General features: G+C 61.8%; 14 protein-coding genes and 2 pseudogenes. 5 read left to right on the top strand and 11 right to left on the bottom strand.

Translation table 11 applies throughout. The annotated features are described in order from the left end of the window. Positions 1-88: 88 nt before the first annotated feature. A pseudogene (locus M3I53_RS18900) lies at positions 89-346 on the top strand (LysR family transcriptional regulator); the annotation flags it as partial. A gap of 112 nt (positions 347-458) precedes the next feature. On the opposite strand, the gene M3I53_RS18895 reads toward M3I53_RS18900, so the two are convergent. The 5 genes from M3I53_RS18895 to M3I53_RS18875 all read right to left on the bottom strand — a co-directional run bounded on the left by M3I53_RS18895 (position 459) and on the right by M3I53_RS18875 (position 7,382). Beyond that, on the bottom strand, positions 459-2,096 hold the full coding sequence (locus tag M3I53_RS18895) for a carboxylesterase/lipase family protein (RefSeq protein ID WP_254317407.1): 1,638 nt from the start codon (positions 2,094-2,096) through the stop codon (positions 459-461). Between the two features lie 42 nt (positions 2,097-2,138). Further along, the gene (locus M3I53_RS18890; RefSeq protein ID WP_254317406.1) at positions 2,139-3,668 is read right to left on the bottom strand and encodes an amidase; all 1,530 of its coding nucleotides are present in this window, start codon (positions 3,666-3,668) and stop codon (positions 2,139-2,141) included. An 89-nt stretch (positions 3,669-3,757) separates the two neighbouring features. Further along, on the bottom strand, positions 3,758-4,705 hold the full coding sequence (locus tag M3I53_RS18885; RefSeq protein ID WP_254317405.1) for a LysR family transcriptional regulator: 948 nt from the start codon (positions 4,703-4,705) through the stop codon (positions 3,758-3,760). A gap of 40 nt (positions 4,706-4,745) precedes the next feature. Then, a complete protein-coding gene (locus M3I53_RS18880) occupies positions 4,746-5,981 on the bottom strand; it encodes an MFS transporter (protein ID WP_254317404.1) in 1,236 nt (411 codons plus the stop codon). Between the two features lie 396 nt (positions 5,982-6,377). Further along, the gene (locus M3I53_RS18875; RefSeq protein ID WP_254317403.1) at positions 6,378-7,382 is read right to left on the bottom strand and encodes an FUSC family protein; all 1,005 of its coding nucleotides are present in this window, start codon (positions 7,380-7,382) and stop codon (positions 6,378-6,380) included. A gap of 719 nt (positions 7,383-8,101) precedes the next feature. On the opposite strand from M3I53_RS18875, the gene M3I53_RS18870 reads away from it, so the two are divergent. Continuing rightward, the gene (locus M3I53_RS18870) at positions 8,102-8,836 is read left to right on the top strand and encodes a YoaK family protein (protein WP_254317402.1); all 735 of its coding nucleotides are present in this window, start codon (positions 8,102-8,104) and stop codon (positions 8,834-8,836) included. Between the two features lie 104 nt (positions 8,837-8,940). Here M3I53_RS18870 and M3I53_RS18865 read toward each other — a convergent pair. After that, positions 8,941-9,181, bottom strand: a pseudogene (locus tag M3I53_RS18865) (SAM-dependent methyltransferase); the annotation flags it as partial. A 317-nt stretch (positions 9,182-9,498) separates the two neighbouring features. Here M3I53_RS18865 and M3I53_RS18860 point away from each other — a divergent pair. The 3 genes from M3I53_RS18860 to M3I53_RS18850 all read left to right on the top strand — a co-directional run bounded on the left by M3I53_RS18860 (position 9,499) and on the right by M3I53_RS18850 (position 12,640). Next, a complete protein-coding gene (locus M3I53_RS18860; protein ID WP_254317401.1) occupies positions 9,499-10,722 on the top strand; it encodes a D-alanyl-D-alanine carboxypeptidase family protein in 1,224 nt (407 codons plus the stop codon). A 197-nt stretch (positions 10,723-10,919) separates the two neighbouring features. Further along, positions 10,920-11,840 (top strand): extracellular solute-binding protein, encoded by a 921-nt coding sequence (locus M3I53_RS18855; RefSeq protein WP_254317400.1) that lies wholly within the window; start codon positions 10,920-10,922, stop codon positions 11,838-11,840. A 14-nt stretch (positions 11,841-11,854) separates the two neighbouring features. Continuing rightward, complete coding sequence (locus M3I53_RS18850; RefSeq protein WP_254317399.1) at positions 11,855-12,640, top strand: molybdenum ABC transporter permease; 786 nt, start codon at positions 11,855-11,857, stop codon at positions 12,638-12,640. A 13-nt stretch (positions 12,641-12,653) separates the two neighbouring features. On the opposite strand, the gene moaD is transcribed toward M3I53_RS18850, so the two are convergent. The 5 genes from moaD to M3I53_RS18825 are packed head-to-tail and all read right to left on the bottom strand — an operon-like array spanning position 12,654 to position 17,083. Continuing rightward, entirely contained in the window at positions 12,654-12,911 is a 258-nt protein-coding gene (gene moaD, locus M3I53_RS18845) for a molybdopterin converting factor subunit 1 (protein ID WP_254317398.1), read from the bottom strand. Positions 12,912-12,947: 36 nt separating this feature from the next. Then, entirely contained in the window at positions 12,948-13,487 is a 540-nt protein-coding gene (locus tag M3I53_RS18840; protein WP_254317397.1) for a molybdenum cofactor biosynthesis protein MoaE, read from the bottom strand. Positions 13,488-13,529: 42 nt separating this feature from the next. Beyond that, complete coding sequence (gene moaA / locus M3I53_RS18835) at positions 13,530-14,630, bottom strand: GTP 3',8-cyclase MoaA (protein ID WP_254317396.1); 1,101 nt, start codon at positions 14,628-14,630, stop codon at positions 13,530-13,532. A 27-nt stretch (positions 14,631-14,657) separates the two neighbouring features. Continuing rightward, entirely contained in the window at positions 14,658-15,644 is a 987-nt protein-coding gene (gene cydB, locus M3I53_RS18830; RefSeq protein ID WP_254317395.1) for a cytochrome d ubiquinol oxidase subunit II, read from the bottom strand. A gap of 44 nt (positions 15,645-15,688) precedes the next feature. Then, positions 15,689-17,083: a cytochrome ubiquinol oxidase subunit I gene (locus M3I53_RS18825; protein WP_254317394.1), complete on the bottom strand. Its 1,395-nt coding sequence runs from the start codon at positions 17,081-17,083 to the stop codon at positions 15,689-15,691. Positions 17,084-17,088 lie beyond the last annotated feature (5 nt).

Genomic DNA, 17,088 nt, shown 5'->3' with positions numbered 1-17,088 from the left:
CTTGACGCGACACGGCGGCAACGGCCGGAAAGCGGCCGGGATGCGCGTCCCCGTACCGGAAATCACACAATGATCCGCGCAGGATGGCAGCATCCAGGCTGCCGCGCAACGATTGCACCGGATGCCTTCAATCTGGCCGCGCATAAAACAGCCTGAAGACGAGTTGGGTATCGATCTGTTCATACGAGAAAGGCCGCGGCTTGGTTTGTCCGCCATTGGCTGGGCCTTCCTCGATTACGGTGCGACGCTGCTGGACCTCGCCAATGAAGCGCGACGGTCTGTAACGGATAGCAAGCGCTATCGGGATCTGGAAGCGGCGAAACAAACGCGCCTGTTCGCCATGTGAGCACGCAATCCGCGAGACCCGGGCCCTGGCTTGTCTGCTGACATGGCTTCTTCTCCGGGTTGATACAAGCGTAGCCGCGTGCAGGTCGCGTTCGAACTCAAAGCGCACCGGCTCACATGACGCCGTTCCAAATTTGCCGCTCACTTGCCGAAGGATCGGAAACCATCACCGGCTGATCCTTCAGGAGCATCGTACTCCGCGACTCTGAGCCCGTCGTTTCGTAGCGTTGCCAGGTTGGCAGCCCCTCGGCCGCGGGAGAGGATCCTTTTATGAACGAAACCCACGCCGAATGAACCTGTTTGGCGAAGGCCTCGGGCGCCGACGCGCCCCTGTAAAACAAATCCCGGAAAGCCGGATCCTTAAAGTTGTCCCAGACCAGCGGCAACTCACTGGTATGCGGAACAAGTCCCGCATAACGGCCTTCGGCGATCGGCCTTTCGAATCGAAAAGCATAGGTCTCTCCTCCTGAAGCGGCATGCGCGTCAGCAAGACGGACTGTCGGAATCCAGTATTCTTCGGCTGTAACAAGACGGACGCGGCGTTCAAACGGAGAGAGTGCCGGAAACGCATGCGCGTATTCGTCGGCAATGAGAGACAGGGTATCCAGCTTGATATTGGCGAGTTCCTTTGAGCTGATCGGTCGATCTGCCTTCGGGTCGCTGTTATGACTTTCTACCAGGTCCTGAGGGAAAAACAGAACGCTCTCGTCGCGATTGCTGCCTATCAGCAAACGGACGTCTTTCGCAAAACCTGCCGCCACAGAGTCAATCGGTCTTTGCAGCATCGTCTTGCCGTCAACCACAGAGCGGAACGCAAAGGCGCGCGGATAGGCGGCCACCGTGGCGGTTTGAACTTTAAGCAAGTCGTCGGACCCGACGCGCAACAGATCTTCACGCCTGAAGCCCGCTTTCGCAAACTCGCGCATGAACAGATCCGCGACACCGTGAGCCTCATCCAGATTGTGGACGGTATGACCGCCACCGCTCTGCACGATTGCCGATTGGAATAGTCCGCGAGCCGCCGGAATGCTCAGAAGAGCAGAGACATTTTTTGCTCCGGCCGATTCACCCGCAACGGTCACTCGGTCGGGGTCGCCACCAAAGGCGGCGATATTGTTCCGAACCCACTGCAAGCCAAGAATCTGGTCGTGAAGAGGGTTGTTTCCGCTGCCCTGGTATTCACCTCCAAGAATCTCGCCGAGCTCCAGAAAACCAAAAGCGCCAATGCGATACCCGATCGTCACGCAAACAACGCCATCTCTTGCGAAAGCACTGCCGTCGTAGATGGCTTGGCTCGTTGCGCCAAAGGTGTTCCCGCCCCCATAAATCCAAACGAAAACGGGGTGCGGCCCAGCTCCTCGCGGTGCCCATACGTTGAGATAAAGACAGTCTTCGCTGCATTTCGCATCGCCAAGCATGGGCAGGTTTGTTCCGGGGAGCGATCGCCTCTCCTGCATAGGAGCGGGCCCAAAACTGGAGGCTGACCGAACCCCTGAACTTCGCGGCATACGCACCGCCTGGCGAAACCGAAGTGCGCCCACCGGAGGCTGGGCGAACGGAATCCCCTTGAAGACGCTGTAATTCGGATAGGCCACGCCCCGCACCGCCCCATCAGGGGCATTCACTGACACGATGTTCGTGGGCAGTTTTCCATTTATCTGGGCGAAAGCGCTCGCAATCGGTTGCGTTACCGCCACGCCGAAAGCGCCGGCCAGGAAGGCTCTTCGTCCGATCATTTTTTTCTTCTCCATCCTTTAAGTCTGTTGACGTTCACCAATGGCAAAAGGTGAAAGTCAGACGGCGGAATCCAAAGCGTTGGAAGACGACACGGCATCAAGCACCGGCGGATGCGTGACGATGGACTTCAGGTCCACCTTCGCTGCCCGCAGCTTCGTGGCATCGGGAATGGGGCGGCGCGTTTCGTCGGACGACGCGAAGAGCGTTTCGAACGCGCGCGCCACATCGAGCAGTGCGAGATCACCACGAAACGCGCCGATCATCTGAAGTCCGAACGGCATGCCGCGATGATCGATGCCGCACGGCAGCGACAACGCCGGATTGGTCGTGAGCGTCACGACATATGTGAGTGACAGCCAGCGATAGTAGTTCTCCAGCGCGACGCCGTTCACCGACTTCAGATATGGCTGCGCCCACGGAAACGGCGAGACAGGCGTCGTTGGAGAGAGAATCACGTCGTAGCGGTCGAACAGCGTCTGGAAGCGTCGGAACAAGCCCGTCTGGTCGCCATGCGCGCGCACGCAATCCGCGAGACCCAGGCCAATGCCCATCTCATAGTTCGCGCGCGGATTTGGCCCGAGCGAGCCGGGATCGGTCTCATAGGCCTTTTGCAGGCCCGCGACAAAGGCTTCCGCGCGCAGTACGTCGAAGCAGCGATGTGCGTCACCGAAGTCCACTTCGATCGGCTCGCAAACGGCCACTTCCTTGCGCAGAAAGTCGATTTTGCGGCGGAATACGGCGCGGATATCGTCATCCACTTCGCAGACGCCGAAATCCTCTGTGTAACCGACGCGTAGCTTCGACAAGTCCGTGGGCGCACGGTCGTCCATCGTCGGATTCATGGCGAAGGAGTAGCCGAGAGGGTCGCTGCCCGACTGGCCGACCGTCGCCGCGAGTTGCAGCCATGTGTCTTCGACGTTGCGCCCCATCGGCCCAACCACGGCAATCGGCGTCCAGCCGAGCGGCTTGCGATCGCTCGGCACGAGTCCCGGCGAGGTGCGCAGTCCGACCACGCCGCACTTCGCCGCTGGAATGCGCAGCGAGCCGCCTGTGTCGGAACCGCTGGCAAGCGGCACCATATCGAGCGCGAGAGCGGCGGCCGAGCCACCCGACGAGCCGCCCGCATTCAGGCGCGGATCGAACGGGTTGCCCGTCGCACCCCACACGGGATTGAAGCTGTTCGCACCCGCGCCCATTTCCGGCACGTTGGTCTTGCCGACGACGATCGCACCCGCTGCGCGCAGGCGGCGCACCAGCGTGTTGTCGTGCGCAGGCACGTTTGCGCGATAGAGCGGCGAGCCATACGTGGTCAGAATGCCTTCGGTCTCTTCGAGATCCTTGATGCCGATGGGCAAGCCGTGCAGGGGACCTACGGCGTCGTCGCGTGCGAGCGCGGCGTCGGCCGCGCGGGCTTCGATGCGCGCGCGTTCAAAGCTGGTCGCCGTGATGGCGTTGACAAACGGATTGAGTGCATCGATTCGCGCGATGCAGGCCTCGAGTAATTCGACGGCGGAGATTTCGCGCGCCTGCAACAGCGCACGGAGCGCGACGGCACTGTGGCGGGTGAGTTCGAAACGGTCGTCCATCGGGCAGTCCTTTGAGCGGTAGTGCAAGAATGCGCTCAATGTAGACGACGAGAAAAACGGCTACCAGCGACGTTTATCGAACGGTGATTTCACTTTTTATCAACGCGAGCGGGCCACGTCAGTTCGTCGCTCAGGCGCTCGATGAACGATTGCAGAAGCGGCGGCAGCGCGCGCCGCGCAAGGGTTTGTATTTCGATGGCGCGTTCGCTCGTTGCGAGTTCAGGAACGGGCAACGCAACAAGCTCTCCGGACGCGAGACGCCGGCGCACGAAGAGCTCGCCGCTGAATGTCACGGCGTCGCTTGCGAGTGTGAAGCCGATGAGCGTTTCGAGCGTTGCGCTGCTGAGCACGCTCTTGCACGCAACGCCCTCCCGGCTGCAATAGATGTCGATCAGCTTGTGCAGGGTCGAATGAATGCCCGGCAACGCGAGAGGATACGCCAGCAACTCGCGAAACGACACCTGCGAACACTGCGCCAGCGGATGAGACGACGCGACGATTGCGAATACGGGCGAAGGCGCCGAAAACGCGATGTGAATGTCCTTCTCAGGTCCAAAGCTGAACGTGAGGCCGATATCGGCTTGCGCCTCGCGCACGCGCTGTGTGACGCCGGCGGCTGTATCGACGACGACTTCGAAAGATGCCGGCGCGACAGTGCGACGGAAATCCGCCATCGCGCGCGGCAGGAAGGTGCCCGCGAAACCTTCCGTGCAGGCGATGCGGATCGTGCGTTCTGCTGCGCCGCGAAGCGCATCGATTTCCAGCGAAATCTGTTCAGCGTCGAGCTGCGAGCGGCGCGCGTATGTGGCGAGTATTTCGCCCGCCTTGCTCGGCACCATGCCACGCGATTGCCGCATAAAAAGCGGCGTGCCGAGTTCGCCTTCTAGCCGCGTGATCTGCCGGCTCACGGCGGACGGCACGACGTTCAGCCGACGGGCGGCATCAACGATGGAACCGGTGTTGACCACTTCGAGGAAATAGCGGACGGCGGCTTCCTGAAGAATGCGGGCGCTCATGAGGGATGGATGGAAAGCCACGTAATGCTCCATCATAGCGCCTGCATGCCTGGCGAAGCGATCAGGCCTCTTCGGCGGCGCCGAGGTGTGCCTCGGCTTCGGGCGACAGGCGGATCGACAGACTGGTGATGAACGCGAGCGCTGTCGCCACGATCAGGAAGCCGAACACGGCGTTGTAGTTGCCTGTCGTCGAGACGAGCAGGCCAATGGCCGCCGGCGCGACGAATCCCGCGATCTGTCCACCGAAGTTGACCATGCCCGCGCCCGTGCCGATGAGCTTTTGCGGCAGAAATTTGGTCGGCAGCGCGAACACGCCGGCGAATACGAACGACTTGAAGAAGTAGACGATCGATTGATATGCGATCACGCCCGTGACCGTTTGGGCCGTGTACATCTCGTAGAGGAACACGCCGGAAAGCGCGCAGCACGCGGCCATCAGCCACTTCTCCCGGCCGTCGAACCAGCGCGTGAGAATCCAGCCGCCGAGAGCCGTCGATACGCTCGCAGCGACGAACGGCAGCGGCGTGAGCATGCTGACCGCTTTTAGATCGAGATGACGTTCTGTCAGGAGATACGCGGGCATCCACGCATCGAGTCCTTTGTTGACGATGCCCATGCCAAACCATGTGAGCAGAATCTTCCACATGAGCGGCGTTCTAAGTAGCGCGCGCGTCGCCGCGCCGTCGATGGTTGTGGAACGGCCAGCCGAATCGCGCTTCTGAGGTGTGTCCTTCACCGCGAACAGATAGAAGAGCGCAAACACGAGACCGACGCCGCCTGCGACGAAAAACGCATGACGCCAGCCGAGACACAAGATGAGAGGCGCGATGGCGAGCGGCGCGATGAAGCTGCCGACATAGTTCGACGACATCAGGAGCGCGGACATCTTCGGGCGATCCTCGCGCGCGCACGATTCGGTGACGCCCTTGATCGCAGCGCCGGGAAAACCGCCTTCGCCGAGACCGAAAATGAAGCGGATCGCGATCAGCGAGGCGAGTGACCACGCAAGGCCCGTCATCAACGTGAACAGCGACCAGAACGCGACCGATACGACGATGACCTTTTTGCTGCCCCAGCGGTCGGCGATCCATCCGCCGGGAATCTGCATGGCGGCGTAGCTGATGTAGAACGTGCTCATGACGAAGCCGAGCGCGGCCGCACCGAGGTGGAGTTCGTTGCCGATGGCGACGAGCGACAACGCGATCGCCGAACGGTCGATGTAAGAGATGCCGTAGCCGAGATAGAGCAGCGCAAATACCGCGAGGCTGGCGCGCCTGCTTTTATTGGGGTCGATCATGGTGAGCATCTGCCGAGAGAGAAAAGCCGGAGAAAGAACCGGGCCCGCGTCGGCCGCGCCGAGCCCTCCCGCCGCGGCTAGTCGGACTGGTCCTAAGTAGCCGCAAATACGCCGACAAGTGACATATTCAGATGCCTTCGTTCGCGAAAGCTCATCGGAGAAGCGGGATCGACAGATGGTCCTGGCGTGCAGCGTTCTGTCTAATATCGAACGAACGCGCACCATCACTCGGGCTGGACGTACATGAAGGAGGGGCTTTTGGAGTACCCGATTTCGGTCTGACTTTGGGCGGCGCGTGCACTGCCAAAATCGCAAAGAATCTTGCGGTGACGCAGATCGCGACCACGACGAAGCACAAGACAAGGCCGTGATGAACGAGGGGGCTGAATTGTGCCGTCACACCGCAATATTGTTGCGCCGCAGGGAACGCGCTCCCTCATGCGCGGCGAGTACGAACAGAATTCCGATGGTGCTGCCGAGCGCCACATCGATGAGGCGTGCGTCCGCGCAGAGCCAGGTGTGGCCCGAAATGACGATCGCGGCCCCATGCATCGCACACCGCACACCGAACGCCACCACGTAGCGGTGGAAAGCAACGAGTTCCAGCGCGATCGCGATCTCGACCGCATTGGCGAGCGCGTGGCTATGCGGCAAAAGCATCGCCACCAGCACGCCCGCCGGCACACCGACAATGGTGCCCGCCAGGCGGTCACGCCACTTTAAGCGTGCCGATTTCCAATCACCTGTCACAACGCTGAAGGCTGACCAGACGAACCACTCCTGATAGGGCATCGGATGCAAAGCCGCCAGGGCCGATGCCAATCCCACCGCGAGCACCCCGGCAACGATCGCCTCACGCAGCCCCGGTGAAGGCGGCTCGCTGATCAGCCTTAGCGCCAGCCAGCCGCGCTCGGAGCGTGGTTCACCCTGCGTGGCGTAGCTGACGATCGAGGCGACAATGACGGGCAGCGTTGCGGCCAGCGCGTAGGGCATGGCCTCTATGCCGGCGTTCAGATACGCATGGCCATGCGCCCCGCGTGCCGTTTCGCAGCCGAAGTACATGACAGGAATAAACGCAAAAAAGCCGGTCCAGCGCATCTCGCTGCCACCGGCGAGCAAGCTCGCACATGCGGCCGCAAGCAGCACAGAGACGCCGATATACGCGGCGGGTGTGCCATAAGAGGCGGTCACGGCGACGAAGGCCACGCCAATCGCGAGCGCGTAGAGCACGGCACCAAGCGGCGCCAGACGTCCGCGCTCTACCGCCACAAACGCAGACACAGTGACGACCGGTACGCTCAACCATTTGGTGTCACCCGTCACCCACTCGACGATAAAGATCGGCACGAGCAACGCGGCTGCGCGCAACAACATATTCCAGTTAATCAAGCGACTCAGCATTTCCCGACGAATTTCTGTAGCGATGGGAGTGCCGCCAGGCGTCCGTTGATACGGTCGCTGCAACGGTACCTTGCAAACGGATTCGGTGCCCTGCCGCGTGCCAGCACGTGACGCGGGTAGCGCGACGGGCGCCGAAACGACGGTCGAGGTTTACGCTGGAAACGCAATCGTGAAGTTGCGTTTTGCGCTGTTTCATGTGCCCACGCTCCCAAATTGTGAGCTTGTCTGCATCTCGCCGCCCTCGATCGCAATGCCTGCCGGTGGCTTCGACATATACCGCGGTGAGGCTGAAAGGGATGGCGGCATTGGACGTGCCCGAAGGCGGTCCCGCAACGACGATCAAACAGCCCATGCACGCCGCGCGTGGGCATGGCGCGGATTCTCCGTGTCTCGACTGCAGTCGGGTGCATTTCAACAACCGGCGGTTACTCGAGGGTTTCAGTTTCCGGCTGGATAAGTTGCAACTGAAACGGTCCCTCGTTCCCGTTGCTGAATTTCCGCGCGTGTGGCATGCAATGAGTGAAAAGCAGGTCGATCGATTAACAGCGTTATACGAATAGCGCAATTCTCCTTTACCGCGCCGGGTATTCTATTGGCGATCGACATGGCTGCAACATGGTGAGCGTAGGGGGCGGATTTCCCACGGTACAACCCCCGCTGCGCTAGAGCGTGCAACAACTCCGATAGCATTCCTGGTTGAAGCTCATACAAGCCGTTTCATGAACAATCCCTTCACTGCGACGCCGAATGACGCTCATACTCGCCACGCGCTATTCGTGGAGGTGGGCCTCGCAAGCGCGCTTGCCGGTGTGGCCGGTGCGCTCAACGTCATGGGCTTCATGATCGCCGGTGTCTTTTCGGCCAATATGACCGGCAACGTCACGTCGCTGGCCGACCAATTCGGCGGCGGTGATGCTAGGCACGGAGTGCGCTACCTGACGATCGTGCTGCTGTTTGTTGCCGGCGCGACGTTCGCCGCACTGATGCTCGAACTGGTTGGATCGCATCGGCGTGCCCGCGCATGCATAGCCATCCTGGTGGCCGAGGCGTTATTGCTCGTGGCGCTCGATGGCGCGGACCACCTCGCGAGCACGCATCGGGCCGACATAATGGTTTATGGCTTGAGCTTCCTGATGGGGCTGCAAAATGCGATGGCCGCCCGCGTTTCGCATGCACGGTTGCGCACTACGCACGTGTCCGGTACGTCGACCGATATCGGCGTGGGGGTGGGCGTGATCATCGCACAGTTATGCAAGCGCGGAAGTTTGTGCGCAGCGGGCCGCGAACTCCAGGACTTGCTCCTTCGCGTTGCTACGGTGGGGGCTTTTTGCCTGGGCGCTCTGACAGCGGCGGTCATCTATCCGTATATCGGGGAGCGGATAGTCATCCTCGCAGCTTTGGTATTGCTCGGTTACGGCGTGCCTTGCCTGTTCCAATATACGCGAGTGCGATAGTCGGACGTGCGACAGCAGGCAAGGCGTCGATCATGGCGCATTTTTGAAAATCGATCCGTAGTGGCAGTTAGCGCGCCGTGACCGTACCGGGGCGCCTGGACCTAGTCCTGCAGGCGGATCTCGATGCGGTCTTCGAGGCCTGCCGCCTTCACGCGTGCGGTGGCGAGATCGAACTGGTTCTGCGAGAGCGTCACGCCCACGCAGCGCGCGCCGAACTTCTGCGCCGCGCGCAGCACGAGCGCGCCCCAGCCGCAGCCGATGTCGAGCAGCGTCTGGTCTTCCTTGAGCGAGGATGTGGTCGTTCTTCTTCAACTGCGCAGGGGCGAGGTCTTCGTCGCCAGGTTCATGGAGGTCCTCGTTGTTTTGGCTTTCGTCGATACTCGCCGGTTGGTGGGTAATTCGGGAGGGCAGGATGCGATTTGTTCACAGCGTAGTGGCGGGTCGCCAGTGACGCTGTCCCCCTTGCGCAAAGCTGATTTTTCGTTGGCGCCGTTCTGGCCGGACGTCAACCTATCTATAGTGACGTTGACGCTGTGGCTTTGTCACACACGGGCGAGAGCTCGCCGAATTCCGATCGTGACTCGCAGCACTTCGATATTCCGCGTTGTACCCAGCCTCCAACCGCACTCCGTCACTTCAACTGCTATTCCCGATTCGAAATCATGCGTCCGTCCCCACTCCACGCGCGGCTGTCGCGCCTCACCGGGTTATCGTTGCAAACACGCGTGTTGCGCCGCACGTTGCCCGCAGTCGTTCTCTCGCTCACAAGTGTCACTTCGTTCGCGCAGGTCGCCCCGCCGAACGTGCTCGCGCGCTCGTGGGTCATCATGGACGAGAGCGATGGCCAGGTGCTTGCCTCGGCCAATGCCGATGCGCGAATGGAGCCGGCGTCGCTCACGAAGCTCATGACTGCCTACCTGACATTTCGGGCGCTGCAGTCGAAGAAGATTGCCTTGAATCAGACGGTGCTCCCCAGCGATGCGGTTCGCGCAGTGGGCTCCGACCAGTCGCGCATGTTCATTTCGCCGAACAAGCCGGTTACCGTGCAGGACCTCCTCTATGGGTTAATCGTCCAATCGGGTAACGACGCAGCCATTGCGCTCGCCGAACTGGTCGGCGGCAGCCAGGCGCAGTTCGTCGAGATGATGAACGCAGAGGCACGACGGATCGGCATGGTCCACACGCATTACGCGGACGTCAACGGCATGCCGGAACCGGACCACTATTCGACAGCCGACGATCTCGCGCGGCTGGCGGCGCGTCTGATTTCCGATTTTCCGGAGTACTACCCGATTTTCTCGGTCAAGACGTTCACCTATGACAACATCCGGCAGCCTAATCGCAATCGTCTGCTGTGGCTCGATCCGACGGTGGACGGCCTCAAAACCGGGCACACGCAAGCCGCTGGCTATTGCCTCATTGCGAGCGCGAACCGCACGGAGCCCGGCGCCGCCGGTGCGACGAGGCGCGTGATTATCGTCGTGATGGGAGACCCCAGCGGGGCTGACCGCGTGCGTGACAGCATGAAACTGCTCGACTTCGCCTATCACGCGTTCACGCAGGTACGGCCATGGCAGCCGGGACAGGCCGTACAGACGGCGCGTGTCTACGAGGGGACGAGCCTGTCCGTAACGGTCGGTGTTTCAGGTGATCTTGCAGCAACGGTGCCGATGGGCACGGGCAGCAAAATCGTTTCGCGTGTCACCCTGAGTACGCCCTTGATCGCGCCGCTCGCCGCTGGACAGCGTGTCGGCAGCGTCGCGCTTATCGACGATGGCAAGGTGCTTGCGCAGGCGCCGTTGGTCGCGCTCGAAGCCGTGCCGCAGGCGGGACTCGCAAGCCGGCTTTGGGACTCGGCGCTGCTTCGGGTCGGTTCGAAGACGTAAGCGGCGACGGCTGTTCGCAAGTGCCATTATGGACAGGATCTGGGAGGCGGTCTGCATGCAATCTTTCGAGTTGAAGACGGCTTTTCAGGCGCGAACGGAAAGCTTGGCAATTGCGGCCTGCGCGATCGCTCTTGATGCGCAACGACGGCGGGGCGCGGACGTGCCGGACTGCTTGCGCCGATATCGGGAGACATAGAGTGAAATGGCGCATTTCTGGCCTTATATGCGTGGCCATGTTGGCGACAGCGCCGGTAGCACGCGCGCATGAAGCGATACGTGTCGCATATGCCGGCTCGATGGGCGTGGTGATGGACGAAGCGCTCGGGCCGGCCTTTGCAAAAAGGAACGGCGTCGATTACGAGGGCCAAGGTGAAGGCGCTTACGGCATGGCTCGGCTGCTGGCGTCGAGAAAGCAGGTTGCCGACGTGTTCGTCTCGATCACGCCAGGTCCGATCGAGATCCTCGAGGCAGCGAACCTGGTCGATCGCGCGCTTCCCGTCGCCAGCACGGGCATGGTGATCGCTTTCAATCCGAAAAGCCCGTTTGCGAAGCAGATGGAAGCGGCGAGGGCGGGGCATGGCTCGCCGTGGTGGGGGGTGCTCCAATCTCCGGGTTTGCGCTTTGGTCGAACGGATCCGCAGTTCGATCCCCAAGGGCAGAACATCATCTTCACTGTGGAACTGGCGGAAAGGTACTACGGACAGCCTGGTCTTGCCCGGAGAATTCTAGGCGCCACGGAGAATCCGCAGCAAGTCTTTGCGGAAGGGGGGTTGCTCTCGAGGCTGGAGGCGGGGCAAGTCGATGCCTCTTCCGGCTATCGGAGCGCGGTGATTTCCGCGAAGCTCCCCTACATTGCACTTCCGGACGAGATCAACCTCAGCAATCCGGCTGACGCCCGCCGGTGGTACGACACGGTTTCGTTCAAGCTCGCCGGCACGGCCGGTGCTCCGCGCACACTCTCCCCGCAACCGCTGGTCTTTTACGCTGCCGTGCTCAACAACGCGCCGCATCCCCAACTCGCGCAAGCATTCATCGACTTCATGCTGAGTCCTGCGGGGCAAGCAATCTTCCATCAGAAAGGGTACGACGCACCAAAGGGCAGCGCCCTGAACAAGTAAGGCCCAATCGCGGAATGAAACCTGTTCGATCGAAGATGGCTCGCGCGGGATGGTTGAGCCTGACGCCCGCATTGGCGCTGCTGGCTCTCCCGCTCGTCTGCCTCGTCGGCGAGACGCAGTTCAACGATCTTCACGCGGCTTACGGCGACTGGCGGGCCGTTGGCGTGTCGCTCCGGTTGAGCGTCTGGGCGATCATCGTGATCGTGATCGTCGGTACGCCACTGTCGATCTGGTTGGCACGCAGCCAATCGCGGCTCACGCGATACGTCGACATTCTGGTTTTCTACTCGATGCTCATCCCATCGCTCGCCATGGGCATCCTGCTCGTCTCAGCATATGGTCCCTATGGACCGCTCGGACAGCTTTTCGCAGAGATTGGCGTCTCACTGAACAATAATGCCAGTTCATTTGTGCTTGCACAGGTCTATGGCGGCCTGGCCTGCTACGTGACTTCGGCACGGACGGCTTTTGAGAACGTGGCGCCCGAATTCGAAGAAGCGGCGTACGATCTGGGCGCACCGCCTTTGACGACGTTCTTCAGCGTGACGTTGCCACTTTGCTCGCGGGCCATCGTGACCGCTGTGTTGTTGGCATGGGTTCGTATCGTCGGCGAATTTGGAATCGTTGCGGTTTTCTCATACTTTCCGCAGGGTATCCCAGTCAAGCTGTTCGTTGACCTGCAAGATAGTGGAATCCAGGCCGTATACGTCCTGACGTGGATATTGCTGTTGCTGATGCTGCCGTTTCCCTTTGTCGTGACGTGTGTTCTTCAGCGAGTGAGGACGACGCAGCAGCGGTGAATCGAGCGCTGCTTTACCCGCCGGTCACCGGTGGAAAAAATGCGATCTCGCTGTCCTCGCGCACGACAAATGAGCCGGCGACCATTTCGTGGTTGACGGCTGTGCGTACCCGGCGGCCTTCGGGTAAGGCTGCGGCCATCCGGGCGTTGCGCGAGGCCAGCCGCGCCCGCAGCGCGTCGATCGTGAGCTGCGGCGCGTCGACATCGACGACTTCCTGCTGCATGCCGAGCTGTTCCCGGATGCTCGCAAAATACTTGATGGTGAGTCTCATGATTGGGTTCCGGTTGTCGCCGGCGGCGCGGGAGCCTCAGCCCCAGCGCAGCATGGCTTGTTCGTCATGTGCTCTGGCTTCTACCCATTCGGATGTCCCGTCACGGCTGACTTCTTTTTTCCACAGCGGTGCGTGCGTTTTCAGAAAGTCCATCACGAACTCGCACGCTCCGAATGCGCAAGCGCGATGCGGCGCGGCGACAACCACGCATACGACGGCATTGCCGAGGGCGACGCGGCCGACCCGGTGAACGACCTTGATGGCATCGACCTTCCATCGTGCATTGGCTTCTTCGACTATGCCCCATAGCGAGTGCTCGGTCATGCCGGGATACTGCTCGAGTTCGAGCGCGACGACGTCGTCGGAATCACCACTATTGCGGACGACCCCGACGAAATTGACCACGGCCCCCACGTTCGGGTTGCGCATGATCGGTGCAATCTCCGCCTGAATATCGATCGGCTGATGCTGGATACGTACTTCGAAGCCGGCTGCTATGCCGATGCGGGGCTGCGTGTTCTCGGAGTGAGACGGGATGTCGGGCAGGGCGCCCTGCGAGGGTCCGGCAGGCGTCATAATCCTTCCTCCTGTAGCGGGTCGTGAAGCGCGTGGCAACGTTCAGCCGCCTACGAGCGACATGCGCACTGTCGGCCACGCCTTGCCGGTGGCCGATTTGCGCCGCATCCAGCGCAGTTCCGAGTACCGGTCATCACGGGCGTTCCAGCTTGCACGAATGGATTCGGCCAACTGCTCGACGGGCACGGCGTCGCCGAGCCAGGGATTGAGGTCCGTTCCCTGCGTGGCGAAGAGGCAGGTATAGAGTTGACCGTCGGCGGATACGCGCGCACGGGAGCACGCGCCGCAAAAAGGCGCCGAGATGCTCGAGATGAATCCGACTTCGCCGCTGCCGCTCGCATGCCGATACTTGACGGCGGTTGCCCCTTCCCGTTCGGCCGCGAGCGGCACGAGAGGAAATTCGGACTCCACGATGGCTCGTATCTCCCGCGCCGTGAGCACTGTCGCGTTAGACCAGTCGAACGCACCGCCGACGTCCATGTACTCGATGAAGCGTACGGCGACACTCGTGTTCCTGAACAGACGCACGAGCGGAAGGATCTGGCTGTCATTGACGTCCCGCTGGATCACCGCGTTCACCTTGACGGGAGCGAGGCCCACGGCTTGCGCCTGCTCTATGCCGTCGAGGATGCGAGTCACGGGCAGATCGACGTCGCTCATGCGCCGGAATACCCCTTGATCGACCGCATCGAGGCTGACCGTGACGCGGCCGAGGCCCGCATCGCGCAGAGCGCGTGCCCTGCTGGCGAGCAGCGAGCCGTTTGTCGTCATCGCGATGTCCATGGGCTTGCCGCTCGCTGCCGTGAGGCGCGCGAGGCGCTCGATGAGCGCTTCGAGTCCGCGCCGCAGCAACGGTTCGCCGCCGGTGATGCGGATTTTCTCGACGCCAAGAGACGCAAATGCCCGTGCGAGCTTGACCATTTGATCGAAGGAAAGGCGCTCTGATGCCCGCAGAAAGGGGTAGTCCGCGCCGAACACGTGACGAGGCATGCAGTAGGTGCAACGGAAATTGCATTGATCGATGACGGACAGGCGCAGATCTCGCAGGGGACGTCCGAGCCTGTCGAAGGCCGGCGCAGCGATGCGGGGCAGTCCGTCCGACGACGGTCCGGCGGCGATGAGTGGCTCGGCGATGGCGTTCATGATCTCTTCACATTAGCGGGCAGATGACTAGTGCTTGACCGGCACGACCTTCCCGCGGAACAGATGGTATTGGTACAGGTTATAGCCGACCATGATCGGGAACACGATGCCAATCCCACATAGCATGAAGGTGAGCGTCGTGCTGTCCGATGCCGCAGCGGCGACGGTGAGCTGACCGGGCACGATGTAGGGGAACAGGCTGATCGCGAGGCCCGCGAAAGAGACCACGAACAGGATCGTGGCGCCGACGAATGGGCCATGCTCTCCGCGCATGTGAATCGAGTAGAGCACGTAGAGAAACGCGAGTGCGGCCAGCACGCCCAGCGCGATCAGCAGGTGGAACACGCCGGTTTCCTGCCAGCGCGTCACGCCCACCGGGCTTAGCTTCAACGTGGCGAACGACACCACCAGCGCGGCCGCCACGGTCGTGAACACAGAGACAACGGCATAGCGGCGCGCCGACGTTTCGATTGCACCCGTCGTCTTCTTTACGAGCCAGGTCGCGCCGAGCAGGCAATAGCCGGACACGACGCCGATCGCCGTGACGGCCACGAAGCCGAGGTTCGTGGCGCCCGGCACGAAGCCGGTCAGTATCTTGCCGAGCACGATGCCTTGCGATATCGCCGCGAGCAGGCTGCCGATGCCGAACACGCGGTCCCACACGGTCTTGCTGGAGTGTGCGGCATGACGAAACTCGATCGCCGCGCCGCGCATGATGAAGCTCGCGATCAGCAGCATCACCGGAACGTAGAGGTCCGAAAGAATCATCGCGTAGGCCTCGGGGAACGCCCCGAAGAGCGCGCCGCCGAGCGCGACAAGCCAGGTCTCGTTGGCGTCCCACACATGGCCAATGGACTGGATCATCAGGTCGCGGTCGCTTTCGCGGCGGCGCAGGAGGGTGAGCACGCCCACGCCGAGGTCGAAGCCGTCCGTGACGACGTAGAGCACGAGCATCAGGCCGATGAGCCCGAACCACGCATGGCTTAGCAGGTCTTGAGTTGTTGAGGGAGGCATGATGACTTCCTGTGGTGAATGCGAAACGGCGGATGCGTCGTCGCTCAGTAGTCGACGGCGTGCGCGGCGCTCTGGCGGGCAGGCTCGGCCGGCGGCATCAGGCCGAGGTCGGGGCCGCGGCGCAGCCAGCGGCGAGCGAAGACGAAGAACGACGTTATGAGGATGACGTAGAAAGCAGCGAACATGATCATGCTGCCCGAGATGGCGCCGGCCGGAATCGCGGAGGCGGACTGGCTCGTGCGCAACAGGCCATAGACGAGCCACGGCTGGCGGCCCACTTCGCGCACGATCCAGCCGCACTCGACCGCAATGTACGGCAGCGGGATCGCCAATACCCACGCGAGCAGCAGCTTGCGTCGCGCCAGCAGCGCCTCAAGGCGGCCACGTGACTTGCGCAGCGCGTAAAGCGTCCAGAAGGCGAGCACCATGAACAGGAAACCCACACCGGCCATGACCCGGAACCCGTAGTAGAGCAGAGGAATCATCGGCGGCTGCTCGGCCACGGGAATGTCCCTCAGGCCCTTGATCTGGCCGTGCAGGCTGTGCGTGCCGAGGAGGCTTAGCAGGCCTGGCACTTCGAGCGACCAGTCGTTGCGTTGCTGGGCGGCGTCGGGCCACGCGAGGAGCGACCAGCTCGCACCAGTGCCCGGTGCGTTGGTTTCCCAGTGGCCTTCGATCGCTGCACCCTTGGCCGGTTGCGTGGCAAAGACATCCACGCCGCTGGAGTCGCCCAGCCAGATCTGCACGGGGGCCACGAACGCGAGAAGCAGCAGCGCGAGCTTGAAGGAGCGCACGAAGAAGGCCGGATCGCGGCGCCTGAGCAGGTAGTACGCCGAGATGCCCGCCACCACCACAAGGCCGGTTTCGAGCGCGGCAAACCACATGTGCGAGGTGCCCCACGGCATGTCCGGGCTGAAGATCGCTTTCACGTAGTCGGTGACGACAAGCTTGCCGTTGACTTCGGCGACGCCGCTCGGCGTTTGCAGCCAGGAGTTCGCGACCATGATCCAGAACGCGGACAGCGAAGAGCCGAGTGCGACCATCGCCGTGGCGAACAGGTGAACGCCCTTGGGAACACGCTCCCATCCCAGCATCATGATGCCGACGAAGCCGGCTTCGAGCATGAAGGCCATTGCGCCTTCAAAGCCGAGAATGTTGCCGAAGAACTGACCGGTGTATTCCGAAAACGGCCCCCAGTTGGTGCCGAACTGGAACTCCATGGGGATCCCGCTCACGACGCCGACGGCGAAATTGAGCAACAAAAGCTTGCTCCAGAACCGCGCGTGGCGGTACCAGACGACATCGCTGGTCTTGACCCAGAGTATCTCGACAACGAGCAGAAAAGCGGACAGGCTGATCGTGAGAATCGGCCAGAGTATGTGGAAGATCGCGGTCATCGCAAACTGGCCGCGCGCCAGATCAAGAGCTTCGACAGACATGGTCA

The sequence above is a fragment of the Paraburkholderia sp. CNPSo 3272 genome, assembly GCF_024206495.1.
In the GTDB taxonomy this organism is placed as follows: domain Bacteria; phylum Pseudomonadota; class Gammaproteobacteria; order Burkholderiales; family Burkholderiaceae; genus Paraburkholderia.
Note: the sequence above shows the minus strand (reverse complement) of the source record. Positions and strands in the feature narration are given on the sequence as shown.